The organism is Cyanobacteria bacterium FACHB-DQ100 (assembly GCA_014695195.1).
Taxonomy (GTDB): Bacteria; Cyanobacteriota; Cyanobacteriia; order Leptolyngbyales; family Leptolyngbyaceae; genus Leptolyngbya.
Map to the genome: position 1 here is coordinate 238,404 of JACJNW010000011.1, position 24,998 is coordinate 263,401.

The following is a 24,998-nucleotide window of genomic DNA, read 5'->3' on the forward strand; positions in this document are numbered from 1 at the left end:
CTATGATTCCTTCGCGCCGAACTTACGGATTGTTGTTACTCGGTGGCGCGATCGCTGCCGTTCTCTTCTTGTTTAACGCGGCATTGTCGATCGCAGCATTGTTATTGTTTGATCTGATTGTTCTCGGACTATCAATCTGGGATAGTTCACGGGTGAAGTCAAATCAGGTAAAAGTCCAGCGACAAGTGGCATCTCGATTGTCGATCGGGCGAGATAACTTAGTAAGTTTAACTGTCGAATCAGGAGCGCGATCGGCGGAAGTGCGAATCTATGACAAATATCCGATCGCATTTTCAGCGTCATCAATGCCCTTATCAACCAAGCTTGCACCGAACATCAAACAAGACCTATCCTACACTGTGCATCCTTCTAATCGGGGAGAATATCACTGGAAAGAAATCCAAGTCCGTCAGCTTAGTCCGTGGCGGTTAGCTTGGCACAATTGGAAGATACCGCAGGATCAGAAAGTTGCAGTTTATCCCGATTTGATTGGACTCCGATCGCTCTCCATTCGATTAACTCTAGAATCCTCTGGCTCCATTCGTCGTGCTCGTCGATTAGGGATTGGAACCGAGTTTTCTGAACTCCGAGAATATGGTGTTGGCGATGATCCGCGCTTTATTGATTGGAAAGCCACGGCACGACGCGGACAGCCTTTAGTCAGAGTCTTAGAACCAGAACAAGAGCAAACTTTGATTATTTTGCTCGATCGAGGTCGGTTGATGACTTCTCAAGTGAAAGGATTATCGCGGTTTGATTGGGGATTGAATGCCACCTTAGCACTCGCATTAGCAGGACTGCATCGGGGCGATCGCGTTGGCGTTGGAGTGTTCGATCGACAAGTGCAAACCTGGATTCCACCAGAGCGCGGACAAGCTCATCTCAATCATTTGATTGAACGGTTAACTCCAATTCAGCCGGAAATCTTAGAGCCAGATTATCTAGGTGCAGTTACAACGTTAGTCAATCAACAAGCGCGACGTGCTTTAGTTGTGGTCATTACCGATATTGTGGATAATACTGCGTCTTCAGAACTGCTTGCAGCATTGGGAAGATTGACACCAAGGTATCTACCGTTTTGTGTGACACTACGCGATCCACAAGTTGATCAGCAAGCGCACACGACTACTGAAGATTTGCCGTCAACTTATCAAAGAGCTGTTGCACTCGATCTGATAGCTCAGCGTCAAATCGCATTTAGTACATTAAAGCAGCGTGGTGTTTTGGTATTGGATGCACCCGCGAACCAAATTACAAATGAATTGGTCGATCGATATCTCCAACTCAAAGCCAGAAATCAGCTTTAGGGGGAAGTTCGGTGATCGGGCAAAACAGTAGATTCAGAAGTATTGTTAATCTGATCGACCGATGAATCCTCTTAAGCACAAAGAACTATTACGCGGTATTTTTGCCGTTGCTCTGATTATTGTTGGAATCACTCACTTTCTTGCACCCCAAGAGTACGCCAAAATCGTACCGCCCATCTTTCCAGCGTTCACTTCGGTCTATGTAAGTGGAGTCTTTGAGATTTTGGGCGGCATTGGATTGTGTATTCCTTACTTGAGTGTTGCAGCAGCATGGGGACTGATTTCTTTGTTTATTGCAGTCTTTCCTGCCAACATCTATCTCGCATTGCACAGTGAAATCACATTAAACAACGTTCCGCATAGTCCTTTGTTTTACTGGCTGAGATTGCCATTTCAACCCGTGTTGATTGCTTGGGCATATTGGTACACGCGCCATCCAGAGAACCAAAGAGGAGCAGAAGCGATCGCAAACCAATGGCAAAAGATCGATCGCTTAGTCGAGAAGAAATAGATTAAAGAATCTTCTCCAGCCCATACACCAAGGATTTCAGAGGGATCACTTTGCGAATCGAGAGCAGCACTCCCGGCATATAACAAGTACGATCGGTCGCATCATGCCGCAGCGTATAAATTTGTCCTTGTGCCCCAAAAATAATTTCCTGATGTGCAACCAATCCGGGCAATCGAATGCTATGAATCCGAATTCCCTCATCGGCTTGCGCTCCTCTTGCTCCTGCAACTTTTTCAGTTTCAGAGACGATCGCTTCGTTATAAGTCTTGCCGAGTTCCGCTAACATTTGCGCGGTTTGGACTGCGGTTCCGCTCGGTGCATCAGCTTTCTGATTGTGATGCAGTTCAATAATTTCGACGTGATCGAAGTATTGCGAAGCTTGAATCGCGGCTTGCTGCATCAACACAACGCCGATCGAAAAGTTCGGAACAATTAAACATCCGGTACTCGCTTTATCGGCAAACTCGGCTAAATCCTGAATCTGGCCTGCGCTTAATCCGGTTGTGCCGACCACTGGACGGACTCCGTAAGCGATCGCCGATCGTACATTGTTGTAAACTGCATCCGGGTGCGTTACATCCACCACAACGCCCAACTCTTTCTCCTGGGACAGCATCGCCATCATTGACTCATACTCATTCGTCACAGGCACTTCGAGCGCCCCACAGCCGACGATTTCCCCAATATCTTCACCGACATACTTCGGGTTTTTTGCCAGCGCCCCAATTAACGTCATATCTGGCGACTGTGACACCGCTTTGACAATTTCCCGACCCATTTTGCCTGTTGCACCATTCACCACGACTGGAATGCGACCTGCCATCGGCTCACCTTCTAATTCAGCTTCTCTATTCTCCCACTCCCGCTTCGTGTCACAATAGAAAACGCGAATTAAAACTGCTTTACTCTTTCAGGACATCCCGTGACCTTTACGACACAACCGACATCACAAAACGGACGATCGACCGCTACTTCCGCTCGGCGGCGTGCTGTGTTTCCTTTTACGGCGATCGTTGGACAAGAAGAAATGAAATTAGCGCTGTTGCTCAACATCATCGATCCCAAGATCGGCGGGGTGATGATCATGGGCGATCGCGGCACCGGAAAATCCACCACGATTCGAGCTTTAGCAGATTTACTGCCAGAAATTGATGTCGTTGCCGATGATCCGTTTAATAGTCATCCCACCGATCCGGAATTGATGGGTGATGGGGTACGGCAATCGATCGATCAAGGCATCGATGTGCCTGTCGTTAAGAAAAAGGTAATGATGGTCGATTTGCCTCTGGGTGCGACTGAAGATCGCGTCTGCGGCACGATCGACATTGAAAAAGCACTGTCCGAAGGGGTGAAAGCCTTTGAACCGGGACTGTTGGCAAAAGCAAATCGCGGCATTCTCTATGTCGATGAAGTCAACCTGCTCGATGATCACCTCGTCGATGTACTGCTCGACTCCGCTGCTTCCGGCTGGAACACGGTTGAACGCGAAGGCATTTCGATCCGACATCCGGCTCGCTTTGTTCTCGTCGGATCGGGCAACCCGGAAGAAGGTGAACTGCGTCCGCAATTGCTCGATCGCTTCGGAATGCACGCTGAAATCCGCACGGTAAAAGAGCCAGTTCTGCGGGTGCAAATCGTTGAACAGCGTACCGAATTCGATCAAGATCCAGTTCCGTTTCTAGAAAAATATCAGCCCCAACAAACCGATTTGCAGCGTCAGATCGTCGAAGCACAAGAGCGCTTGAAGGCAATCGCGATCGACTACGATCTGCGCGTGAAAATCTCGCAAATGTGCGCTGAGCTCGATGTCGATGGATTGCGTGGCGACATTGTGACCAACCGGGCAGCAAAAGCCTTAGCGGCTCTAGAAGGTCGGACTGAAGTAACCGTCGATGAAATTCGTCGGATTGCGCCGCTTTGTCTGCGTCACCGTCTACGGAAAGACCCAATGGAATCGATCGATTCTGGCTATAAGGTTGGAAAAGTGTTCGATCAAATCTTTGGAGTTGCGGCTGAATAGAAGGGCGTTGCTGAAATTAAGCGTAAATTTTGGATTTGCCCTCACCCTAACCCTCTCCCTGGGGGAGAGGGAACAAGAGGTCTCTGGCTCCCTTCTCCCCAGGGAGAAGGGCTGGGGATGAGGGCAACCCGAAACTCTTTCTTTACTTCAGATCCTACAAACTTGCCGTTTTTCCAGTCTCTGCTTGAGAAGGAATCGGTTCAACCTCTGTGTATCCCATCTCGCTTGCCAACTCCCGCAGCAGCGAAATTTGCTGCTCAAACTCAAGCCCTTCTAACCGCTTCAACAAATTACTAATCGCTTCTGAAGCTTGATAATCCGCAGGCATATCTACAACCGCTTCACCCATTGCCACTGCCCACGCAAACCAAACTAGAAGCTGATTGTTTTCCTTCAGCGCACCATAAGCGCGAGAATACTCTGTATCCGCCCGATTCACGACATCGCGCATCACTTGAAGCTGATCCTGATGCGATAGATTCAGAAAATCGTCACCCAACAGAAGCGGCGCTAGTTCAGGTTCTGCTGCTCTTGGAGCCGCAGGCGTAACCGAGTCGCCCATTTTTTCATAAACGTAGTACAGCAGCGCCAGTTTATCATCGGCTCCCAACTGGTTAAAATCTGCGATCGTGCCCTGAATGTCCTGATCTAAATACTCGGACGGATCGACGTTTTGACTTGCGGATTGAGGCATAAAACTTTTTCCATAAATAACATCACTCAAGACGTATCAAGCTTTACCATCTAAAATCGCCCTCCTCAAGAGCGACTTCACACTCTAACCTCTGATGAACGACCAGATCTATCTTTTGGGCGTGTCAGGAAAGTTTGAAATTTAATAGCGTAGCAACATTGCAAACGCAAGATAGGAGAATTTATTATGTCTGAAATTAATACTCAATCTCAGGACGCTCAACAGGTGGCTGAATCGATCGCAGCAGGCGATCGTCCTGCGCCTCAAGTCGATGTATCTGCTGACTACGAAGCCGCTCAAGAATTCAGCATCAGCAGCATTGATCAAACCGGTGAAGGCGAAAAAGCCGCAGAAGCAGCAACAGCCTCCCAATTTGAAGTGCATTCGGCGGACGAAACCCAACTTGAACCCGACGCGCTGAGTTCAGAGCCAACAGGCGATCCAGACCTGTACCGCGACATGGCGAAGGATATCACGCAGAGTTCCGGCGCAACCGGAAATGTAGATGATGACTTGATGAAAAAAGCGATCGAGCTAGGAAAACCGGGTCAATAGCAGACAAACCTTTTGAGACGGGCTGGAACAGGGTTTGTGGTTCGGAGATCGCTGATCCGCTACAAGTTTTACACCCAATGACAAGCTAAGCGCGATCGCGCAAGTGACTCCAATAATCCAGTAGCGCTGAGAGGATCTTTGGGAAGCGTTAGACTTCACCGGAACAATCAGCGCTTTTATTTGATTGAGATTATGAGCGCTAAAGGCAATGCTGACAGCGCACTCCGAGTTCGTGCTTTGTTCGGCTAAATCGGTTCTGATTGCTAAAGCGTCCCTGAGCGCATCATATCCGGCGGTAACTTCCTGCTGACAAAACGCCAAGGTTCCTAACTGATGAAGTGCCCATGCTTCGATCGCGGCATCACCTAATGCCCATGCTGCCGCTAAACTACACCGCAGCAGTTTCGACCAGCTATCCCACAATTTCGCAATGGCAAACTCGCCTTCAATTGATCGCACCATTTCAATCACTTCTACCGATCGTCGTTGATTTGCGCCCCATTGTACTGCCAGCATCAGTAACTCCCGCTCTTGCAGAATGGCATTAGGCTGAGTCCGAATCCAGTCGAGAACATAGCTCAGAACTTTTTCCATCCAAGCTTCTGAGCTTCGGTGTTGAATTCGTAACCGATAGCGCCCTCGCTCCACTCCGATCAGTTTTAGATCAATCAGCCTGTCTAAATTTGGGTGAGAAACATTTGCGATCGCCGTAATTTGCTTCGCACTGAGCGGAACCCCAACGGTTGCCAACAGTTCAAGAACAGCAATTTCTGCATCAGATCGTTCGCTCAAATCGATCTCAACTGGCTCAGGAACCTGAATTGCCAAATCTGTTTGAGCAAGCCTTCGGTCAGTCGACGCGATCGCAAATCGGCTTTGAGGTAGCCAGCGCTGCAGTTGTTCAAAGTCTGTGGCGGTTAACTTCGAGTGATCTAACAGAATCAAAGCTTGGCGATCGCTCAGTCCTGATCGAATCTCTGCTCTTGATGGCTTCACCTCTGAAGGAACTCGATAAAACTGTTCAAAAATCGTCTGTAGCAGATCCCCGATCGGATCAAGCTGGTCTAAATATAAAATTCCATGCGGATAAGCTTGTTGCAATTCAGGTTGATGAGCTAACGATCGCAGTAGCGCCACCTTTCCAAAGCCTCTGCCGCAAATTTCTATTGATCGCTGCGCTTTGAGCGCTATTAAAGCCTGCGAAATTGCTGCTTCATCTACTGATTCAACCAAAGGCAAAACCAACGCTGGCATCGGCATCAACTCAAAAGTGCGTGTCTCAACCGAAATCGCCTGCAACACGACCCCATATCCAGACCCAATCAAGCATTCGCACTCTTCAAGCAGGAGACGAGCGACAACCGTTTGACTCAATACGGTCTCGATTGTGCTGGAAAAGGCAGAACGAGACATAAACTGCACTAGCTAAATCTGCGATCGAAATGGAAAAAAAGAATTTCCCCCAAGGCAGATTATAATAAGCCAATCTAGCTAATCTGTCTAGACTGAGCCGAACCTCAATTCAGAGAACTTGATCGCGCTACCGCAAGTCCGATCAAGTCCGTCGAACTCTCTAGGTCTGAGTTCACCCGCGATAAAGTTGCTAAAAACTCTGTAATATTCTCAAACTCACAATATGCAGACGCATAGCGAATACAAGCTGCCTCGCTTAAGGGCTGCAACTCTCGCAACACAAGCTCACTGATTTCACGACTTAGAATCTCTCGATTTGTGCGCTGCTGCAACAATCCTTCGATCGTACTGACTACCATCTCAATTTGGGATGCACTAATTGCCGTTCGCTCACAAATTCGAGTCAACGATCGCACCAGCTTTTCACGATCGAAGCTCTCGCGATTGCCATTCTCCTTCACCACCACGAGCGGCGCGAACTCAACCCGCTCATAGGTCGTAAACCGATGATTGCACTTGAGACATTCACGCCGCCGTCGCACACTTTGACCCCCCTCAGCAGATCGCGACTCTAGCACTCGATTTTCCAAGTTTTGGCAGGCAGGACAACGCATAGATTTTGTCAATAATCATCAAACATATCATACCCCTAGCGTAGCAACTCTGGATATTTTTTTATTTGCGCTATAGGCAGCGCAGCGTAAATAAGTCGCCTTTAGGATGATGTTGCTCGATCGCTCTCCTGCTCTTGATCTAGATCGCAAGAGGCAGCGATCTAGATCACAGGAATTCCGGGCATCACCGTTAGAACGGGTTGAATTCCGGGCAACTTTACTAAAGCGAACACCGTTAGTCCGTTCCTGACTAGCGGTGTTCTAGCCCAAATGCGGTTTCGGCAATGTGACTTCGACATCCCCGATTGGGCGCGTCCCACACTCAGTTGGCAAATGGCGCATGAAATCTCGTGACACTCAGAAGCAAAAATTGCTCGTCGTCGATGATGAACCAGATAATCTCGACCTGCTTTACCGGACTTTCTACCGGGAATTCAAGGTGCTGCGGGCAGAAAACGGCCCCACTGCACTAGATATCCTCGATCGAGAAGGCGATATCGCGGTCATTATCTCCGATCAACGAATGCCAATGATGAGTGGGACTGAGTTTCTCAGCCTCACCGTTTCAAAGTATCCCGATATCATTCGAATTATCCTGACGGGCTACACCGATGTTGAAGATCTCGTCGAGGCGATCAACTCCGGTAAGGTCTTCAAGTATGTGACCAAGCCGTGGAGCGATACGGAACTGCGCGAAGTCGTCAAAAGCGCGATCGACACTCACACGCTGCTGAAAACCCGTACAGAAGAACTGCGCCGCACTCTCCAGCGCGAATCTCTGCTCAACGCGATTACCAGCACGATCCGCAGCGCTCTCAGCTACGACGAAATCCTACAAACGATCGTCGAAACGATCGGCAAAAACTTCGAGGTCAGCGGCGCGATCGTCTGTCCGTTTCGCGATGGTGAAATTCAAGACCAGACGTTTACCTATTGGAAAGCTGCAACGCCTGCGCCAGAGTTAGCGCCGACGATTTGGGAAGCCTATCAGGTCGAATCGATTCCTGACGTGCAGCAGTGCGATCGCATTCAAGAGGTTCCCGATCGCCAAGCAGCTTATGCAGCAGCAGAAATTCACTCGACCTTAATGGTTCCCTTGATTTGCCAGCAAGAACTGATTGCGATTCTCGCGCTCCACGAGTGCGGCAAAAGTCGCACTTGGCAACCCGAAGAAATTGATCTCATTCACACGGTTGCAGATCAGGCAGCACTTGCGCTTTCGCAGGCGTACAACTATGAACAAGTCCGCGCTCTGGCAAAACGAGAAGCGTTAATCAACACGATCACGACCGCAATACGATCGAGCCTTGATCCTCAAGATATCTTTGCCGCGATTACACAACAGCTTGGGCAGGGATTGCAGGTCGATGGCTGTGCCTTATCGCTCTGGACAGAAGATGCTGCCTTTGTGCAATGTGTGGGACTGCATGATTCGAGTTGGCAAGACCAAAAGCCATCCGAAGCGCTTCTCCCACAGTCGAGTATCCCCATTGAGGGCAACCCCGTTTTAAAACAACTGATTGCGACGCAGCAACCCGTTGTTCTAAGCGACTTAAATGAGCATAGTGAATTCAACACCTCAGACTTCCACACTCCAGCGCGGGCGCTGCTTGTCGTTCCGTTGATTACCGACGGCAAAATTATCGGCAGCATTTCGCTGCGGCAGAACTCTCGATCGCGCCACTGGCAAGCCTCAGAAATTCAACTCGCGCAATCGGTAGCCGCCCAAGCTGCGATCGCTGTACAGCAATCTCGCCTTTACCAAACCACCCGTCAGCAAGCCGAGAAATTGCTGCAACTCGATCGTGCCAAAACAGAGTTTTTCCAAAATATCTCACACGAGCTTCGGACTCCCTTGACCTTGATGCTCGGCCCGCTTGAAACCGCCGTTTCATCCAGTCAGGGTCTTTCGCTAGAACAATCCACGGTTGCCCTCCGCAACTCGCGTCGCCTGCTGCGGTTGGTCAATCAACTCTTGGATCTTCAGCGCCTAGATGCGGGAAGAATGCAGCCCAAGTTTCAACCCTGTAACTTAGCGGAGTTTGTCAGACAAATTGTTGAAACCTTCCGTCCGTACTGTGAGAAAAAAGGACTGCATCTGGTGACGCAGTTAGAGCCTTGTTCGCAGGTTTATCTAGACCTCGAAAAATTTGACAAGGTGCTGTACAACTTGCTCTCGAATGCAATGAAGTTTACTCCCACAGGAGAGAGCATCACCGTCGCTTTAGAGGCGATCGAGGATCACTGCTGCTTAAGGGTGCGAGACACGGGAATTGGGATTCGCGAGGATCAACTGCCGCACTTGTTTGAGCGGTTCCGTCAGGCGGAGGGATCTGAAAATCGCAGCTTTGAAGGAACAGGACTGGGACTTGCACTGGTAAAAGAACTAGTGGAACTTCACAACGGAGAAATCAACGTAGAATCAGCGTATGAGCAGGGAACCACCTTCACGATCGAGTTGAAATTGGGAGCCGATCATCTGCCGCCCGATCAGGTCGTTGATGCCCAGTCTGATGTGCAGACGAGCCGAGCCGCGATCGAACTTGCTGATTTAGACGTTGAACTGCAAGACGATTGCGACCTTGAACCGCACATCATCGTGCCATCCGTGCATGAGCATCAACCCACCATTCTGGTTGTGGATGATAATCCGGATCTTCGCTCCTATGTTTCTGGCGTACTGAGGAAACAGGGCTACCAAGTTTGGGCTGCCCGCAATGGTGCAGAAGGGTTTGAGCAAGCGAGAACGCATCATCCGTCTTTAATTGTGACCGATCTGATGATGCCGATTGTGTCGGGTCTCGATATGATTCGCATGATTCGATCGCAAGACGCTCTCAAAGGCACACCGATCATTCTTCTGACTGCTAAAGCCGACGAAGACACGCGAATTCAAGGGGTAGAGCGGGGAGCAGACGCTTATTTAGCGAAGCCATTTAACGATCGAGAGTTGCTGGCTGAAGTCCGAAACCTCCTTGCGCTGAAAGAGAACGAGCAGCGGATTTCTCGCATTAACACTTATCTAACTGAGTCGGTTTTAAGCCGATTCTTGCCGCCAACGCTGGTGAAACGGGCTGCTCAAGGTGATCTCACCCTTGATCTTCGTCCTGAACCCCGGATGATTACGGTGTTGTTCAGCGATATTGTCGGATTTACCCAGCTTTCTAATACCCTGCGATCGCGGCGAGTGGCTGAACTTTTGAATGAATATCTGACCGCGATGACGAGCTGCGTGTTTGATAATGGCGGCACGGTTGATAAATTTATGGGCGATGCAATTCTGGCAATCTTTGGCGCGCCGGAAGAGCTGACTCCAAATGAACAAGTCCGCCGAGCGATCGCGACTGCTCGCCAAATGTATCGGACGCTCGATCAACTCAATGCCCACTGGGAAACTCAAGGCATCGATCGCGTCCGCTTCCGCTGCGGCATTCATCAAGGAACGGCAGTGGTGGGAATGTTTGGGGGTGAAGAACGAGCGGATTACACGGCAATTGGGCCCAGCGTGAATATTGCAGCCCGTTTGCAAGAGGCGGCAGCTCCGGGGTCGATCCTGATTTCTGCGGCGGTTGCGGACTATGTCGATGAAGACAACATTACTAAGGAAAGCCCGCTGAAGCTTAAGGGAGTAGATGAAACCGTTCTTACTTTTTCAATTAGCCCCTATCCGAATCAGATCCCGATGCGCCATTAACAAGGGCAGGAACTAAATCGCGGCGATCGTAGACGAGAGAGCTAGGATAGGAACGTGGTTTCGATTGCTTTCCGTGTGGGTGAGAGTTGGGCATGGGATTTTCTGGTTTAACGGCTCGATCGAAAGCGCAAGATTCTCCGGTACTCTGGCTGTCTTTCTTAGCTGGATCGCTTGTGGTGCATCTTGCAGCAATTTTGATTGGGCGCTGGTATTTTTCTCAAACGGCAAGCCCTCCGGCTGGAATGGCTCAGGCTCCCTTAGATTTTGTGGAAATTGATCCGAATGCGCCGCCGCTCAAGCAGCCGCAACGAACTGTGCCTTCAAGCCCACAACCCCAAACACAAGCAAAAGCAGCGCCGCCTCAAACTTTGCCGGCGGAGCCAGCCCAACCACCAAACTCAATTCAGAGTCTCGCCCGTCAGTCTGCACCTGAGCGATCGCGCGATCCACTTGCTCCTAGCCCTGCCCCGCTGAATTCGTCAGCCGGAGCGCCGAGTCGAACGCGGAGAGCGGTGGAATCCTTACAGCCTGGACAATCCCCAGCCGAGAGATCGACTTCTAGGCAGAATTCGACGGATTCACCTCGATCAACGACCAACCCGAACCCGACGACAAATTCAGGCAGTGGTAATTCTCAGTCTTCCGCTCCATCTCCAGGAACGTCATCCCCTTCTACGTCCCCTCCTGCATCCCAAACTCCTGACACTACTAAACCGGAAAATCTAGGCAAACCGGAAAATCCAGGTGATGCTACAACAGGAAACCCAACGCTGCCATCGGGAGCTGGAGAGCCATTGTCTATCGCGACGGGCATCCGAGGTGAAGTCTATGGAACACTTCAGGAAGATACTTATCGACCTGAACAATATGCAAGAGGTACCGTTGCCCTAAAATCGGCGGCTCTACCTGAAATTAAAGTAGAATTTCCAAGCAAGCTTCCGGTCAATGCTCTAGATTTGCGGTTGGGTCTTGTCATCAACCCAGAGGGACAGGTTGTAGCAGCAGATGTGCGAGAGGATAGCCCAACGCTGAAGCAAAATCCGAATCTGAATGATCCAAGAGTGCGAGCAGATATTCAGTCGATCGTGAACGGTCTTGTGCTTCAAGCAAACGCAGACGGAAGTTTGGCGTTTAATGTCAATCTGGAATCTAAACAAGTAGATGCCTACCGAATTATGAATATTCGGCTCAATATCAATCAGTGAGGTTCACGGCTCCTGCTTAGAGATGCAGGAGCTGTGATGTTTGATTAACCTTTTGCTTTTGCCTCCAAATTTTCGAGACGGCTCTTGAGGTCTTGATTTTCTTTTTTGAGCTGATCAAGTTCTTCACGCAGTTGTTTGACGGCTTTGTCCGAACCTGCATTTTTCTGCACAGTTTGAATTGACTCCTCGGCAATGCGACGAACGCGACCATCAGGAGTTTGATCAGCAAGCGATTGTAATAGCCCGATCGCTTTAGTCGTCTCCATCTGTCCTAGTGCAACAGCAACAGCGACTTGAGTGAGGAAGAACGTTTCGCGGGAAAGCGCTTTCAGCCGTTCTAGAATCCGCTCTAAATTGATGTTGTCTTGTCCGGTAGAGATTGTGCCAAGCGCGCGAATGGCTGCAAGACGGAGCGGTTGTGGCACTCCGGGCTGTGTGTACTCCAGAATTAAGTTCAGTGCGGCTTCTGAGGTCTTAAGCTGGCTCAAAGCCCCGATCGCGCCTGCTCTGACGACTTCGTTCCAGCCTTGTCGCTGTTTGAGAACCGAATCGATCAGTTTTAGGGTTTGTTCTTCGGATGCGTTGCTGAGTCCTGATGCGGCAACTTTTCCAAAGCTTCGCAGCGCAGTCGCTTCGACATAATAGCTGGCATCGCCGGCTTCGACGATCGCGCCTAATGCGGCATAGCTTTCCGGTGTCGCAATCTGCGCGAGACTCCCGACGATCGCTCGTCTCACTCGCGCATCTGAATCATTTAATCCTACGATGACGGCTTCAACGGCTTGATCGAGTTTAATGCTGGCAAGATTTTCGGCAACTTCGGCGCGGACTCCCCAGAAGCGATCGTTCTTCAACGAGTCGGATAAAGTTTTTACTGCTTCGAGCCCACCTTTTTTGGCGATCGCCTGCGCTGCATAGATGCGTGAGACTGGATCAGGATCGGACTGTAATTGGGCTTTGAGTTCGGGGAGTGGATACTCTAGCTCAACCGTTTTGAGGTGATAGTTATCGACATCAAAGCTAATGAAATCGGGTTTCTTCTCTAGCGGGAAGTAGAAGCTTTGTTCCTTCTCGTGAACCCGAACTGTAAAAGTTTTTTGATCAACCCTGCCCTCATTCACGAAGCTAATGCCGATCGGAATTCTCAGATCAAACAATTCTGATTGTGATTGTGTCACCGTAATCTTTGCAAGGTTGCTATCTGAATCCCAACTATAGCCAATCTTGAAATCGGGATGTCCACCACGATAGACATACTGATCAAATAGGAAGGTGAGATTCCGTCCGGTGGCTTTTTCGATCGCTCGTAACAAGTCAATCGTTTCAACCGTGCGGTGAGCATTGTCATTGAGAAAAGTTGCGATCGATCGATAAAACAACTCATCGCCTAACTGGGCTCGCATCATGTGATAAACACAAGAGCCTTTCTCGTAGATGTGACGATCGTAAAGCTCGATCGCTTCCCGGTAAACGTGCGTCACGAGCGATCGACGATAGCGGGAAGCATCCTCATCAAGATACTGTCGTGCTTGACCGAGCAAGTAATACAGCGCTTCTTCTCGTCCGTACTCTTCCTCTGTCCACATCACTTCTGCATAAGAAGCCATGCCTTCTTTCACCCAAGCGTGTGACCAATGCTTGATCACCACCAAATCGCCGAACCATTGATGCGCGAGTTCATGAGCAACTAGAGATTCAGTGTTGCGATTGTCGATCGCGGCTCGTTCGTCGAGCAAACAGCGATCGGTTAATAGTGTGGTTGAAGTATTTTCCATGCCGCCGAAGATAAAATCATCGACGCAGACCTGAGCATATTTCGGAAACGCATACGGATAGCCATATTTCTGACTATAGAACTCGATCATCCGGGGCGTTTTTCCCATACTGAGACGGGCTTGATCTTCTCGCCCTTTCTCCACATAGTACGTTACAGCTTTACCGTGCCATTGATCACGCAGTTCGGCAAAGTCCCCGATCGCCAACGTCATTAGATAAGTCGGATGAATTTCTTTTTGATGCCAGTGATAAATCTGCGTATCGCCGCGATCTTCTGTGGCGATCAATTCACCATTCGATACAGCATTCAACGGCTTCGGAATCTCGACTCGAATTTCTGAAGTCGCTAACTGTCCAGGATAGTCAAAGCAGGGAAACCAGAAGCGCGAATCTTCATCTTCGCCCTGCGTCCAGACTTGGGTTGGTTTATTGGGATAGTCTGGAGTCGGCGCGATGAAATAGATGCCTCGCTGCGGTTTCTCAACGTGATAGGCGATCGCTAAGTCAATCTTTTCACCGCTCTTTGTGGGTTGCTTGAGGTGAATCTGTAGCTGTTCGCCATCGTAGTCAAACGGCTGGGGCACATCATTAATTTTGACCGATGCAATGTTTAGATTCACCGCATCTAAGGTTAAGCGATCGATACCATTGCGAATCGGATTGAGCCGAATCGTGCAGGTTCCCTGGTAGCTTTGATTTGGAATATCGAGAACTAGATCGAGAAAAATATGCTCTACTTGACCCGGACGATCGGGATTGTAGTGAGGACGTGCGCCCGGTAGCTCGAATGATTTGTATCCATTTTCCGTATCTGTGGAGAATTGGCTCAGCATGGTCTATTTTCGCTTCTACGATTTTAAGTTTAGCGATAGTTTGCTCAAACGGAGGATTCCACGCACGATCAACACTCAAATCGATGTAATCAGTGTTACCCTGCTAGGGGGTACACTCAATACAATCCAAAGGCAGTCCAAAGGCAGTCCAAAGCGCTTCGTATTGAATTACAAATCATTGGAACTTTGCTCCACTCAGAAGGGACAAAACTCTCGTTCCTGTCTTATTCGCGAACCACTCCAAAAACTGACACATGCTTCGCTTGTTTTCCCGAAGCGGTATAAGTACGGCGTGTAGCCACTAATGTATCTACCGAAACCAATTTCATGAAAGCAAAGTTCACCCAAGCGCCTCAAGCTGATGCTGCCCGGCTGACTCCCCTCCCAAATGAAACTCCTCAGAACGATCGCATCGATCAACTTGCCGAGCAACTTAAAACAGAGCTTGAAACTGAGCTAAAGCTTTCCGGCGCGACGATCGCACAAATCGCCTATCGCATCGCGACCGAAGTGGATCGCATTTGCAGCAAGAGTGATCGGATTCAAGCTTCTGGACAGGTTAATTCTTGGCAACTGACGCTCGGACGCTACCGCATTCAAAAATGTGTGCGGTTTTATCAGCTTGGTTCTCAACGGGGTCGGGTCGAACTGCATAGTAATCTCAGCACGATGGTTTACCGCCCGATCGCGCCTGCTCATTTACAATTGACTTTTCAAGCCCGCTACACCTTGATTGAAGACTTTCTGCAAGGCTTTTACACCGAAGCACTGAGAGCCTGCCGTCGTGAAAACGAACTACCAGAAAACTATCAGCCGCGCACCCGCTTAGAACTTGCAGAATATATGGCATTTACAGAGCAGTACGCGAAACGGCGCATTACCTTACCGGCGAAACAAAATCAACAATTAATCATTCTACGCGCCCAGCGATTTGCAAGCCGTCAACCGCAAGAAATTGCCGTTGATATCGAAACTGCGATGGAGACTGCAAAATCAGATGAAGTCGAAGCATATGGGCGCTCTGGTGTGATCCAAATGATTCGTGAGCAGATGGTTTCAGAAAAGGTTGATCTATCGGAATCGGCATTGCGCGATCGTGTGGTCGTTGAACTGATGCGCTATCTCGAATCTCAGGGGCAAAAGGACTGTGTAGACTATCTGACGCTGAAGCTGCAAGATCTGTCAGTTCCAGAGATTGATGAACTGTTAGGGTTAACTCCACGCAAACGGGACTATCTCCAGCAGCGTTTTAAGTACCATGTTGAAAAGTTCACTACCTCTGACAATTGGAAACTGGTACATGAGTGGTTAGGAGCCGATCTCGATCAGAATCTGGGATTGCCTCCGAATCAGTGGGAGACATTTCTCAATGGACTGTCTGATGAAGAACAGCACTTGCTGCAATTAAAGCGATCGGGAGCGAGTGATCAAGAAATTACTGCAATGCTCAAATGTACTTCAAAGCAACTGCAAAAACGTTGGGGAGGACTGCTAGATTTGGCACGACAACAGCGCAATCAGGCAAAGTAAATTCGTGAATCGGTAGTGCAATGGGATGGAGAAATCTGTCCCATTTTTTCGTGCAGTTTTTAGATGAATGCTATCGGAATTGAGATTTTGAACTCGGTGCCTTTGTCGGGTTGCGAGTTAAAGGTCAATGAACCACCATGCTTTTCCACCACAATTTGATAACAAATTGAAAGACCTAATCCGGTTCCTTTGCCTTCTGGTTTGGTAGTAAAAAAGGCTTCAAACAAATGTTGCTGCACTTCTGGCGACATTCCTGCACCATTGTCTGAAATCCGAATGATAGCGTTGTTTTCTTCTATGTGAGTTGCGATCGTAATCGTATTCGGAGCTTTTTCAATCTCTGCATATTGTTTCCCTTGGCTGGAGTCTTCCAAAGCATCGATCGCGTTTGCCAGCAGATTCATAAAGACTTGGTTGAGTTGAGCCGCAAAGCAGCGTACTTCGGGAAGGGGTTCATACTGTTTGATGATTTGGATCGCGGGACGATCGGAACTCGCTTTCAGACGATGCGACAGAATCATCAGCGTTGAATCTAATCCTTTGTGTAAATCCGCAGGCTGTTTCTCGGTGCTATCGCTGCGCGAATAGCTGCGGAGTGAGTGCATAATGTCCCGAATTCGCTCAATTCCCAGCTTCATTGAATCAATCATCTTGGGCAGATCTTCGGCGACAAATTCTAAATCCATCTGATCGATCAACTCCGCGATCTCAGCGTGAGAATTCGGGTAAATTTCCTGATATTTGCGAACTAGCCCGATCAGCTCATCGACATACTGAGTGGCATATTTGAGATTGCCGGAGATAAAGCCAACTGGATTATTGACCTCATGAGCAACTCCCGCGACCAGTTGTCCCAAGCTAGAGATTTTTTCCGTTTGGATGAGTTGAGTTTGAGTCTGCTGAAGTTGGATCAGGGACTGTTCGAGTTGCGAGGCACGATCGCGCTCTCGTGCTTCAGCAATTTGCAGATTTTGGTATAAGGTGGCGTTAGAAATGGCAATGGCCATTTGAGTAGACAACAACGATAGGACTTTCCAGCGATCGCGCGTGAACGCATGAGTTAACTGGCGATGCTCCAGGTAAAAGATGCCGATTAACTGATTTTGATACTGCACAGGAAAACACAAAATTGATTTGGGTCGGTGCTTGAGGATGTAGGCATCCGTTGCAAACGTTGCATCGTTTGTCGCATCGTGAATTAACTGCTTTTCTTGAGTGCGAGCAACATAGTGAATGAGCGGAACCGGAACGGCTTCCTCTAGCAAGATTGGCAGCGATCGGATCAGCGTAATTCCAGAGCGATCGCTGATGCCTTGCGCTACAACGCGCCAACGAGTCTGTTCTTGATCTGCGAAGCGATCTTCATCTCGCAGCAAAATTACTCCGATTTGCGCTCCTGCATTCTCCATCACCACTCGAATCAGCGTTTCGAGCAGTTTATCAAGCTGAATTGCTTGTGAAATCACCTCGGAAGCTTTTAGAATCGTCGCGAGATCAAGAAGTTGGGAGGTGTCGGTACTACTTGAAGAGAGATGGGAAGCCGAGAAGGTCTGCTCGGTTGGGGTAGCATCAGTGGTGTAGATGAATTTTGAGAGTTGCGGATAGTTGCGCTCTAACTGTACAAGCTTCTCGGTCGCTCCCCAAGCTCGATAAAGATAGTAGGCTTCGAGCAAGAATGCTTGAGCAATCTTTTCTTTGCCATCTGCAATCCAAAACTTGGCAGCTTGCTCATTGATTAAAGCGATATTGGGTGTGAATTCGCTGAGAGTAGCTTGGGCGAGCGCTTGATCGTAGAGAGTGATCGCGCTGCTGCGATCGCCGGAGAGCCGTGCGATTTCTGCTTCGATGAGTTGATACTGATGCAGGAAGTTTTCAGGGCAATGCTCTGCCCAGACTTTCATCTGCTGCTGATTGTTCGATAGTTCTTGCCAGAGTTGTTTTTGCGTGCTGGAGTCGGCTTTGGGATATAGAGCAGATAAGATTAAGGAATGATAGAAATTAAAAGCAGCCAGTGAGATGCAGCCTGGAATGTATTGCAGCAAGGGTTTCGCGGCTTGAATACAGTCTAAAGCCTCACTTGGATGATCGAACAGGTAGAGAACTTGTGCTTTGAAGATTTGATAAAAGCAGATGGCTGAGAAACTGGAGTGCGATCGACAGTCTTCTAAGAACTGGCTCTCCTTTAGAGCCGACAAGTTTCCCTGAAGCGTCTGAATGGTAAGCTGACAAGCAGATAACATCTCTTGAGCTAGCTGATTTTGCGTCTGCTGTACAAACTTATGATAGTCAGGAAGCTTTAGGCTCAAGCTCTCTAAATCAATCCCTTGATAAAAACAATTGACCATCTGATGAGCAATGTTATAGCCCGCAAATTGAAGTTCTCCGGATTCCAGTCCTGCTTGATAGCCTTTCATGAATATGACTGCATCTTCTTTCAAAGGGCGCACCCAATGGTTCACTGATCCACCAATCACAACACAGACTTTGCACTTCTCGGCTTGATCCTTGAAGCGCTCGGCGAGGTTTAAGCTGAGCTGCCCAAATTCATAGCCCGATTGATATTCTCCCAGCATTGCTCCAAGAATTAAGCCATACTCTGAATACCCATAGGTCGATTCTGGAAGCTGCCCATACTTCAATGAGAGATTGACCAGCTTCATCACGACAATCATCCAGAGGACATGATTCGAGAAATACGTGGGCGCACCAAGCGCAACCAGTAGCTTTGCGGCAGTTTTTTGCTCTGGAACGCTCATCTCTTTGCCGTTGAGAATCTCAGAAATCTTTCTACCACTCAGGAGTAGCTTTGCTTGGGTAAGCTCTACTTCTAGAACGGCTTCTAGATCAGTTTCTGGAAATGCGATGTCTAGGAGATCGAGTGCCTTCTGCCCAGCGACGATCGCAGCTTGATACTGGGTTTTCAGCGTGTAGACAACAATCAAAAGTTTGTACAGTTCTGCTTGCTCTAGTGCAGATTTGACATGGATCAGACTACGATCGATGAGATCTTGCGCTGCCTCAAAGTTGCCTAATAGATACTCAACTTCCGCCTGCTCCCTATGCAAGCTCAGCATTAACTCATACTGCTCCGACCAAGCATCACCTAAGATGGTTCTGGCGCTTGTGAAGTATTGTTGTGCTGCACTGTAAGCAGTTGCCTGCTTTGCTTTGTACCCAGCTTGTAAATTTAGGTTTGCAAGTTCAAGCCGTTCTTGCGGAGCCGTAATTAAAGCTTGTCCAATGTTGAAATGCTCTGTTAATTCAAAAATCAGATCATTGCGTCGCTCAACAGGCGATTTTTCGTACAGCAATCGCCCAATTTGCAGATGAACCGATTGTTTTTGCGGGTTGCTAATCAGAGCGTAAGCCGCTTGCTGAATGCGATCGTGCAAGAACCGATAGTTTAAGTAGGTTAGATGAGTTGTTGCAGGGTCAATTTCAGACGCAGAGGTGGGAGCAATCATGCCAAAATCGACTGCATGACTCAGCAATTGAGTTAGCTCTACTTCAGAGCTTGGGTGAATCAGTGCAAGCGTTTTCAGGTCAAATTGATTACCGATGCAGGCTGCAAGCTGAAGAACTTGCTGAGTGTCATTCGGTAACTTTTTGAGCTTACGGATTAATAATTCAACAATGTTATCGGTAAAGTCGATCGCCTGAATTTGCTCGATCTCCCAGTGCCAACTTCTACGATCGACATCAAATGAAAGCAGCTTTTCTTGATGCAGTGTTTTGAGTAATTCATTGATAAAAAATGGATTGCCCTCGGTCTTCTGCATCACTAACTCAGTGAGCGATTGCACCGCATCGATCGAACACTGCATGGTATCAGAGATCAACTCAGCAACCTGCTCTGTGTTTAGGGGAGTGAGCACGATCGACTGGAGGTTCACGTTTGCCGATTGCAGTTCTGTACACAACATCATCAGCGGATGAGCAGCATCTACCTCATTGTCTCGGTATGCTCCGATTAAAAAGAAATGCTGCGTTTGCTCATTGGTGAGCATTAGCTTGATCAGTCGCAGAGTTGCGGAGTCTGCCCACTGAAGATCGTCAAGGAAAATCACAAACGGATGGGCAGGCTGGCAAAAGACCCGAATAAAGTTTTGAAATAGACGATCGAAGCGATTTTGGGCTTCAGTCGGTGGGAGAACGGCAACTGCAGGCTGAGCATCAATTATCCATTCAAGTTCTGGAATCACGTCGATGATCACTTGCGCCTGTGTTCCTAATGCAGCAAGTAGCTGTTCGCGCCAGCGCTGTAATTCTGTTTCAGGTTCGCTGAGCAGTTGCCGCATCAGCGATTGGAATGCGACCACGATTGCAGAATACGGAATGTTGCGCTGCAACTGATCGAACTTACCGGAGATAAAATAGCCGCGCCGCTGCACGATCGGCTTGTACACTTCCTGTACTAGCGAAGATTTACCAATGCCGGAATATCCCGTGACCAGCAAGAACTCACCGCTTGCCCTCTGTGGCACTGCAACGCGATCGAAGGCTTCAAGCAGCGTTTTAACTTCTCGGTTGCGTCCATAAAGCTTTGCAGGAATCTGAAATCGATCGCATAAATCCTGCTGCGCCAACACAAATGCTTCGATTTTCCCGTCTTGTTCGTACTGTTGCTGACAGCGTTCTAAATCATGTTTCAGACCAATCGCGCTTTGATATCGATCTTCTGCGGTTTTTGCCATTAGCTTCAGCACGATCGCAGACAGCATTTCTGGCACGTCAAAATTTAGCTCAGTGGGTGAGATTGGCTGTCTTGCTAAGTGACAATAGACCAGTTCTAACGGATCATGCGACTCAAAAGGTAGACGCTGTGTTAGAAGTTGATAGAACGTGACTCCAAGCGAATAGAAATCAGTGCGATAGTCGATTTCTCGATTCATTCGCCCGGTTTGCTCTGGAGATAGATAAGCTAGTGTTCCTTCTAGGCGAGCTGGATTGATTAGAGACTGGGTTTCTGCTTGCAGAACTGTTGCAATGCTAAAGTCAGTAATTTTAACTTGTTTGGTTTCTGAATTGATTAATAGATTTGCCGGTTTAATATCTTTATGAATGATGTTGTGTTGATGCAGTTGAGCGAGAATTTGTGCGACTTGGATCGCGATCGCCAAAAACTCGCTTAAGCTCGGTGCATGGTGTTCGTAATATTGCTTGAGTGAAACTGCACCAAAATCCTCTAGCACCAGTGCTAAAGCAGTTCCATAATTCTCGATACAGTAAGAGCGAACGACTCCGGGCAAATTGAGCCGCTCCGATAGGGTAAACTGCTTGCGAAAGATTGCCAGTTCTCTGGATGTCGGATACTGACCTTTGAGAAACTTAATAGCAACAGGATGCTGATCGCGCGATCGATATCCTCGATATACGACAGTTTTTGTACTTTCGTAGATCTTTTCGTTCAGTTGGTATCCAGGAAGTACAGGTAACATTTCGCACTTGCTTCAGTCTCAATGGGTTTAGACTGCCCACGAATTCAACCAAAGCAACGACTCCTTAACTCCTTCAATTTCTTCAATTGAAGAATGAGCGAAGTGCTCTACCAATTACGCCATCCGCCTCTACTTGCTTCTTTGGTTCGCTCAGCAATCAAGGACTGGTATTCTTGCGAGCTTGCCCAGCGATCGATTTCTCGCGCTCTTAAAACCGGAACGGGGTGCGACAACTGTACAGTTTGCAGTTGTTTGAGCATTTCTCCCATCTCGGTTTTGCTGATATCGTCGTAGGCACGAGCTTGAGCGATGAACGCATCTAGGTTTAATTGCTTCACCAAACTGGGTGATCCGCCTGTGAGCTTCATCATCACTGACATTGTGATTCTTGGATCTTGAGTGGCGAGCAGGGCGGCACGATCGCAGGTAAATTCGGCACAGCGTACCCAATTCATGATTTGAGCCTGCAAGCCTTGGGTAATCACACCGCCGATCGGGAAAGGTAGCTGACCGGCTGCGAGGACTAGTACATTGGCAAGTGTCAGATAGACACTGTGATCACACTTAAGATGTCCGAGTTCGTGAGCAATCACGGCTTGAATTTCTTCGGGCGTGAGCAATTCGATTAGCGAAGTGTGCATCACGATAAACGGCTGCCTGCCCCGCATGGCGAAGGTGTAGGCGTTGGGAACAGGATGCTGACGCACGTAAAGCTGAGGTGCTTCGAGATCGAGAATGCGGCTGGCTTCGATCAAGAGCTTGTGCAGATCCGGCAACTGCTGTTCGCTCACGAGAATGCTGGAGGCGATATTTTCTAGGTAAAAGAATTGCTCTGCTACCGGGCCTAATAATGTGCGGATTGCAAGATCCAGTCCTGGCAACTGCTTCAGGGCGTTCGTTGCTTCGAGATCGAGGGGATGGCGGAACTGGTCGGCTTTTAGCCCGATGAGCGTTGACTTGGGAAAGGACATAAGCCACCGTGAGAATACAGACTGTTGCTGATTCAGTATAGCGATTCCGCCGTCATCCCTGTCAAAACAGTAGGGGGGGCGTTCCTCTATGATTGCAAACAAGCCCCGATCGTTGCCACAACCGATCGTCCTAATGTGGGATAGTCATATCCGCCCTCTAAGCCAAACACAATTCGTCGGGTAACTCCCAAGCAATATTGCGTAAACAATTGGTAGTCCTCTGGTTTCAGCGAAATTCCTGACAATGGATCAGCATGATTTGCATCATACCCCGCACTGATAATCAGTAGATCTGGCTGAAACTCACTGAGAAATGGAATCACTTTTTGCTCAAACAGCGGTTGATAGTCTTCGATCGTGCTTCCGGGTGCGATCGGCAAATTCAGGGCATTCTGATGTAAGCCTGTTTCTGAAGAATGACCTGTACCCGGATATTGCGGTGACTCATGCAGCGAACAAAACCGGATTTTGGGATTGGTTTCAACGATCGCTTGTGTGCCATTCCCGTGATGCACATCCCAATCGAGAATACAGACGCGCTCTAGTCCCTGTGCCAAAGCAGCATAAGCGGCGATCGCAGCATTGCTAAATAAACAAAATCCCATTCCTTCATCCGCAACGGCGTGATGTCCGGGTGGACGCGCTATTACAAAACAGGGTTCACCAGATGCGATCGCAGTTTCTACTCCATCAATCCAAGCATTGACCGCCAGCATCGCTACTTCAAAACTGCGCGGACAGATGATCGTATCGCCATCAATATAGCCGCCACCCCGATTCGCCAAGAGTCGAACTTGCTCAAGATAGCGGCGATCGTGAATCAACTGCATTAGGGGCAGGGGCGATCGAGCTTCAACGGGAGTGGGCGATTTCCATTCGAGTTGATTTGCCCAAGGTGCAGATTTAAGCGCAGCCCGAATCGCAGTCAACCGTCCAGCATTTTCAGGATGAAAATCGCCCGTATCATGCAGCAGAAACTCATCGGAATAGATCACCGGGAACATAGGCGCGATCGGAAATGGAGAGCAAGATTTTAATATAGCAATCTTAGAAGAGCGATCGGCTTAGCCTCTATAGCGATCCGGTTTGAGCTGTGAACGCTAAAAGGAGTAGGAGACACCCCGCTCCCCACTCCCTACGCTCCACCCCACATGAAAAAACCTCCAGCGGTCGAGAGCTGGAGGTCTTCTTGATTCAACGCATCAATTAACCCACTTGAACCTGGTTTGTATCCACTGCCGTTGCACCATTGACGTTATTTGCAACGCTCACCATTTTGTTCAACACATCCTGGCTTGGAACACTGCCTTTTAACACCACAGTCGTTCCCAACTGCGCCACCCAAAGCGTATTGATATCATCTAGCTGACTATCTTGATCAAACGCCAAAGCGACCCGCTTCGCCAAACCGCTTTGATCATACTCGCCATTCAAACCAACTCGCTCTGGTGGAATCGTGTCTCCGGGAGAGACTTGAGCCTCTGGAGGCGCAGAAGCTGCTGCGTCTGGCGCAGGCTGACCGCTGACCGCTTGCTCCGGATTCTGAGGCTTCTCCATGCCAAAAAGTCTTTGTAACCAACCCATAACAATTCTGACTCCAAATATCACGATACACAGTGGAATTGAACGATCGAGCCACTGCAATATTCATCGCTCCAGAGAAGGATTGCAGCGGAATACAGAACGCAATTCAACTAATTTCTGCTGTATCGACAAAAATTTTCTAACTCAGATTTTTTCGGAAATTCTTCGACTTCTGGCTGGACAAGACCGAACCAATGTCGCACGATAGAAGGAACTAAATGTTACTAGGAATACAGCAATGAAGCATACGCTCTCGGTTTTGGTAGAAGATGAAGCCGGAGTTCTGACTCGGATCGCAGGATTGTTCGCCCGACGCGGATTTAATATTGAAAGTCTGGCTGTGGGTCCGGCTGAGCAAATCGGCGTTTCGCGGATCACGATGGTGGTGCCGGGAGACGATCGCGTGATCGAACAGTTGACCAAGCAGCTTTATAAGCTGATCAATGTGATTAAAGTTCAAGACATCACAGAAGTTCCCTGTGTTGAACGCGAACTCATGCTGCTGAAGGTGAATGCAGGCAGTTCGACGCGATCGGAAATCGTCGAACTGGCGCAAATTTTCCGGGCGCGAGTGGTGGATGTGGCAGAAGATTCACTCACGTTAGAGGTCGTTGGCGATCCCGGAAAAATAGTGGCGATCGTGCAGGTATTACAAAAATTTGGGCTGCGCGAGATTGCCCGCACTGGCAAAATCGCGCTCAGCCGCGAATCTGGCGTGAATACAGAATTTCTCAAATCGCTCGAAGCGAAAGTGTAAATCCGAAAGGGCAATCAACAAAAGCAATCAACAAAAAAGAGCAATCAACAAAGCAGGGCTGGAGAGATCTAGCCCTGCTTTGTTGTCTGGGATCAA

Annotated in this window: 17 protein-coding genes; 8 read left to right on the top strand and 9 right to left on the bottom strand. The window is 48.7% G+C overall.

Annotation, left to right across the window (positions count from 1 at the left end; all coding sequences use genetic code 11):
- Nucleotides 1–2: 2 nt before the first annotated feature.
- Both H6F51_03125 and H6F51_03130 read left to right on the top strand, forming a co-directional pair.
- Nucleotides 3–1,307, top strand: coding sequence for a DUF58 domain-containing protein (locus tag H6F51_03125; protein MBD1821503.1), 1,305 nt, complete (start codon nucleotides 3–5; stop codon nucleotides 1,305–1,307).
- 61 nt (nucleotides 1,308–1,368) lie between these two features.
- Complete coding sequence (locus H6F51_03130) at nucleotides 1,369–1,818, top strand: hypothetical protein (protein MBD1821504.1); 450 nt, start codon at nucleotides 1,369–1,371, stop codon at nucleotides 1,816–1,818.
- A 1-nt stretch (nucleotide 1,819) separates the two neighbouring features.
- Here H6F51_03130 and H6F51_03135 read toward each other — a convergent pair whose 3' ends face one another.
- Nucleotides 1,820–2,641 (bottom strand): 4-hydroxy-tetrahydrodipicolinate reductase, encoded by an 822-nt coding sequence (locus tag H6F51_03135; GenBank protein MBD1821505.1) that lies wholly within the window; start codon nucleotides 2,639–2,641, stop codon nucleotides 1,820–1,822.
- A 99-nt stretch (nucleotides 2,642–2,740) separates the two neighbouring features.
- On the opposite strand from H6F51_03135, the gene bchI reads away from it, so the two are divergent.
- The gene (gene bchI, locus H6F51_03140) at nucleotides 2,741–3,838 is read left to right on the top strand and encodes a magnesium chelatase ATPase subunit I (protein ID MBD1821506.1); all 1,098 of its coding nucleotides are present in this window, start codon (nucleotides 2,741–2,743) and stop codon (nucleotides 3,836–3,838) included.
- 154 nt (nucleotides 3,839–3,992) lie between these two features.
- On the opposite strand, the gene H6F51_03145 is transcribed toward bchI, so the two are convergent.
- Nucleotides 3,993–4,532 carry an orange carotenoid protein gene (locus H6F51_03145; GenBank protein MBD1821507.1) on the bottom strand — a complete coding sequence of 180 codons (540 nt, stop codon included), beginning with the start codon at nucleotides 4,530–4,532 and terminating at the stop codon, nucleotides 3,993–3,995.
- 186 nt (nucleotides 4,533–4,718) lie between these two features.
- On the opposite strand from H6F51_03145, the gene H6F51_03150 reads away from it, so the two are divergent.
- Nucleotides 4,719–5,087, top strand: coding sequence for a hypothetical protein (locus tag H6F51_03150; GenBank protein ID MBD1821508.1), 369 nt, complete (start codon nucleotides 4,719–4,721; stop codon nucleotides 5,085–5,087).
- Here the strand turns inward: H6F51_03150 and H6F51_03155 are convergent.
- Together H6F51_03155 and nrdR are read right to left on the bottom strand one after the other, a co-directional pair.
- Complete coding sequence (locus H6F51_03155; GenBank protein MBD1821509.1) at nucleotides 5,067–6,500, bottom strand: hypothetical protein; 1,434 nt, start codon at nucleotides 6,498–6,500, stop codon at nucleotides 5,067–5,069. The two genes, H6F51_03150 and H6F51_03155, sit on opposite strands and share 21 nt — an antisense overlap.
- A gap of 104 nt (nucleotides 6,501–6,604) precedes the next feature.
- Complete coding sequence (gene nrdR, locus H6F51_03160) at nucleotides 6,605–7,114, bottom strand: transcriptional repressor NrdR (GenBank protein MBD1821510.1); 510 nt, start codon at nucleotides 7,112–7,114, stop codon at nucleotides 6,605–6,607.
- Nucleotides 7,115–7,454: 340 nt separating this feature from the next.
- Between nrdR and H6F51_03165 the strand changes: the two genes are divergently transcribed.
- Complete coding sequence (locus H6F51_03165; protein MBD1821511.1) at nucleotides 7,455–10,808, top strand: response regulator; 3,354 nt, start codon at nucleotides 7,455–7,457, stop codon at nucleotides 10,806–10,808.
- A gap of 92 nt (nucleotides 10,809–10,900) precedes the next feature.
- Nucleotides 10,901–12,013 (top strand): hypothetical protein, encoded by a 1,113-nt coding sequence (locus H6F51_03170; GenBank protein MBD1821512.1) that lies wholly within the window; start codon nucleotides 10,901–10,903, stop codon nucleotides 12,011–12,013.
- A gap of 44 nt (nucleotides 12,014–12,057) precedes the next feature.
- Here the strand turns inward: H6F51_03170 and H6F51_03175 are convergent, their stop codons facing one another.
- Nucleotides 12,058–14,622: a M1 family metallopeptidase gene (locus tag H6F51_03175; protein ID MBD1821513.1), complete on the bottom strand. Its 2,565-nt coding sequence runs from the start codon at nucleotides 14,620–14,622 to the stop codon at nucleotides 12,058–12,060.
- 327 nt (nucleotides 14,623–14,949) lie between these two features.
- Between H6F51_03175 and H6F51_03180 the strand changes: the two genes are divergently transcribed.
- Nucleotides 14,950–16,152 (top strand): hypothetical protein, encoded by a 1,203-nt coding sequence (locus tag H6F51_03180; GenBank protein MBD1821514.1) that lies wholly within the window; start codon nucleotides 14,950–14,952, stop codon nucleotides 16,150–16,152.
- A gap of 59 nt (nucleotides 16,153–16,211) precedes the next feature.
- Here the strand turns inward: H6F51_03180 and H6F51_03185 are convergent, their stop codons facing one another.
- The 4 genes from H6F51_03185 to H6F51_03200 all read right to left on the bottom strand — a co-directional run bounded on the left by H6F51_03185 (nucleotide 16,212) and on the right by H6F51_03200 (nucleotide 24,145).
- The gene (locus tag H6F51_03185) at nucleotides 16,212–21,590 is read right to left on the bottom strand and encodes an AAA family ATPase (GenBank protein ID MBD1821515.1); all 5,379 of its coding nucleotides are present in this window, start codon (nucleotides 21,588–21,590) and stop codon (nucleotides 16,212–16,214) included.
- Between the two features lie 107 nt (nucleotides 21,591–21,697).
- Nucleotides 21,698–22,561 (bottom strand): M48 family metallopeptidase, encoded by an 864-nt coding sequence (locus H6F51_03190; GenBank protein MBD1821516.1) that lies wholly within the window; start codon nucleotides 22,559–22,561, stop codon nucleotides 21,698–21,700.
- 86 nt (nucleotides 22,562–22,647) lie between these two features.
- A complete protein-coding gene (locus H6F51_03195) occupies nucleotides 22,648–23,565 on the bottom strand; it encodes a histone deacetylase (GenBank protein ID MBD1821517.1) in 918 nt (305 codons plus the stop codon).
- A gap of 202 nt (nucleotides 23,566–23,767) precedes the next feature.
- Nucleotides 23,768–24,145, bottom strand: a complete 378-nt coding sequence (locus tag H6F51_03200) for a phospholipid-binding protein (protein MBD1821518.1) — start codon at nucleotides 24,143–24,145, stop codon at nucleotides 23,768–23,770.
- A gap of 238 nt (nucleotides 24,146–24,383) precedes the next feature.
- Here H6F51_03200 and ilvN point away from each other — a divergent pair, with 238 nt between their 5' ends.
- Nucleotides 24,384–24,902 carry an acetolactate synthase small subunit gene (gene ilvN, locus H6F51_03205; GenBank protein ID MBD1821519.1) on the top strand — a complete coding sequence of 173 codons (519 nt, stop codon included), beginning with the start codon at nucleotides 24,384–24,386 and terminating at the stop codon, nucleotides 24,900–24,902.
- The last annotated feature ends 96 nt before the right edge of the window (nucleotides 24,903–24,998 follow it).

What these genes read in the sequence shown, in the direction of transcription:
- H6F51_03125 (MBD1821503.1), top strand. Translation starts at nt 3, where the DNA reads ATGATTCCTTCGCGCCGAACTTACGGATTGTTGTTACTCGGTGGCGCG.
- H6F51_03130 (MBD1821504.1), top strand. Translation starts at nt 1,369, where the DNA reads ATGAATCCTCTTAAGCACAAAGAACTATTACGCGGTATTTTTGCCGTT.
- H6F51_03135 (MBD1821505.1), bottom strand. Translation starts at nt 2,641, where the DNA reads ATGGCAGGTCGCATTCCAGTCGTGGTGAATGGTGCAACAGGCAAAATG.
- H6F51_03145 (MBD1821507.1), bottom strand. Translation starts at nt 4,532, where the DNA reads ATGCCTCAATCCGCAAGTCAAAACGTCGATCCGTCCGAGTATTTAGAT.
- H6F51_03150 (MBD1821508.1), top strand. Translation starts at nt 4,719, where the DNA reads ATGTCTGAAATTAATACTCAATCTCAGGACGCTCAACAGGTGGCTGAA.
- H6F51_03155 (MBD1821509.1), bottom strand. Translation starts at nt 6,500, where the DNA reads ATGTCTCGTTCTGCCTTTTCCAGCACAATCGAGACCGTATTGAGTCAA.
- nrdR (MBD1821510.1), bottom strand. Translation starts at nt 7,114, where the DNA reads ATGCGTTGTCCTGCCTGCCAAAACTTGGAAAATCGAGTGCTAGAGTCG.
- H6F51_03165 (MBD1821511.1), top strand. Translation starts at nt 7,455, where the DNA reads ATGAAATCTCGTGACACTCAGAAGCAAAAATTGCTCGTCGTCGATGAT.
- H6F51_03170 (MBD1821512.1), top strand. Translation starts at nt 10,901, where the DNA reads ATGGGATTTTCTGGTTTAACGGCTCGATCGAAAGCGCAAGATTCTCCG.
- H6F51_03175 (MBD1821513.1), bottom strand. Translation starts at nt 14,622, where the DNA reads ATGCTGAGCCAATTCTCCACAGATACGGAAAATGGATACAAATCATTC.
- H6F51_03180 (MBD1821514.1), top strand. Translation starts at nt 14,950, where the DNA reads ATGAAAGCAAAGTTCACCCAAGCGCCTCAAGCTGATGCTGCCCGGCTG.
- H6F51_03185 (MBD1821515.1), bottom strand. Translation starts at nt 21,590, where the DNA reads ATGTTACCTGTACTTCCTGGATACCAACTGAACGAAAAGATCTACGAA.
- H6F51_03190 (MBD1821516.1), bottom strand. Translation starts at nt 22,561, where the DNA reads ATGTCCTTTCCCAAGTCAACGCTCATCGGGCTAAAAGCCGACCAGTTC.
- H6F51_03195 (MBD1821517.1), bottom strand. Translation starts at nt 23,565, where the DNA reads ATGTTCCCGGTGATCTATTCCGATGAGTTTCTGCTGCATGATACGGGC.
- H6F51_03200 (MBD1821518.1), bottom strand. Translation starts at nt 24,145, where the DNA reads ATGGGTTGGTTACAAAGACTTTTTGGCATGGAGAAGCCTCAGAATCCG.
- ilvN (MBD1821519.1), top strand. Translation starts at nt 24,384, where the DNA reads ATGAAGCATACGCTCTCGGTTTTGGTAGAAGATGAAGCCGGAGTTCTG.